The organism is Rhodococcus sp. CX (assembly GCF_015865005.1).
Lineage (GTDB): Bacteria > Actinomycetota > Actinomycetes > Mycobacteriales > Mycobacteriaceae > Rhodococcus.
The window spans coordinates 106,727-108,235 of the sequence record NZ_JADZGH010000099.1; the positions used below are offsets into that span (position 1 = coordinate 106,727).

Here is a 1,509-nt window from a genome sequence, read left to right on the forward strand (position 1 = left end):
GGTGTCGCCTGGTTGGTCGATGTCACCCGGCTCGACGACCAGTTCGTAACGGTGACCGTATGTTTCGACGAGGGCCTGCAGCACCGCCACGACCGGGACGGACACCAGCGCACCCATCGCACCGAACAACGACGCTCCGACGATCACCGAACCGAACGCGACCGCCGGGTGGATGGAGACGGTCTTCGACGTGATGCGCGGGTGCAGCACGTAGTTCTCGACCTGCTGATAGCCGGTTCCGAACAGCACCACCCACAGCCCGTCGATGGGCTGGTTGGCGGCGGCGATGATCGCGGGCAGGGCGATCGCCAGATACGTGCCCAGGGTCGGGACGAACTGCGACACGATGCCCGTCCACAGCGCAAGCGGCAGCCAGTAGGGCACACCGATGATCATCAGGAAGATGCCGGTACCGATGGCACTGATGGCTCCGAGGATCAGCCGGGAGACGACGTATCCGCCGGCCTTCTCGACGGACGTTTCCCACACCGTCGCGATGATCTTCTGCTGCCGGGCGGGGAACCAGCTCGAGATGGTGCGCCGCAGGGCGGGACCCTCCGCCGACATGTAGAACACGAACAGCAGCATCGTCAGGGCCTGGAACACCACGCTCACCACCGAGGACACCACGCCGAGCACTCCGGGCGTGAACCGCTGCACGAGATCCCTGATGGTCTCCGGCGTCAGCTTGATCAGTTCGTCGCCGGTCGAGAAGTTCGTGTCGAACGTGCGGTTGGACCACTCGGTGACCGTGGTGATGGCATCGGGCAGCGCTTTGAGCAACTGACCGAGCTGTTCGACGAGCAGCGTCCCGAACAGCGCGACGAACCCGATCAGAAACGCCAGCAGGCCGAACAGCACCAGACCGGTCGCGGCGCCGCGGCGCATCCCGAACCGCTCCAGCCAGTCGACGACCGGCTCGAGGGTGATGCTGAGCAACCACGCCAGAAACAGCAGTCCGAGGAAGTCGCGGAGGTTGAAGAACAGCCAGCCCGAGAGTTGATAGGCGGCGACGGCGAGCAGGACGTAGAAGACGGCGGGCCGCAGCCAGCGGGGTGTGGTGCGCTGCCGGGGCGGGTCGCTCGGATGGTCCTCGCTCATCGCACCCTCCCGGTTGTCTGCCTGACGGGTCTAGGCGGAATCTACCCCGGGAACAACAACTGGTCCTCGTATCCGCGTGGTCGCCGGTCATCCGCCGACGCAATCGCCACAGCGGATAACTGGCGGCCGAGCGGATTCGTCGCGACGCCTTCGCGCGGGCGAAAACAAACCGGCCCGGACTCGTGAGAGTCCGGGCCGGTGGTGGTAGCGGGGACAGGATTTGAACCTGCGACCTCTGGGTTATGAGCCCAGCGAGCTACCGAGCTGCTCCACCCCGCGTTGCACGAACAACACTACACCACCGGCGGGGGTGCTCCGTTCAGGGGGTTCGACAGGCTCTCGGCGTAGTAACCGCGGATGTGGTCGCCGATGCGCTGGCGGGCCGCCTCCACGTCCCCGGCCCGCCAG

General features: G+C 66.1%; 1 protein-coding gene and 1 tRNA gene. Both read right to left on the reverse strand.

Annotated elements, in window-relative coordinates:
* The coding region (locus I0Q12_RS10945; protein ID WP_197251944.1) for an AI-2E family transporter at positions 1-1,101 on the reverse strand (1,101 nt) is incomplete at its 3' end.
* A gap of 202 nt (positions 1,102-1,303) precedes the next feature.
* Positions 1,304-1,380 (reverse strand) — tRNA-Met (locus I0Q12_RS10950).
* Positions 1,381-1,509 lie beyond the last annotated feature (129 nt).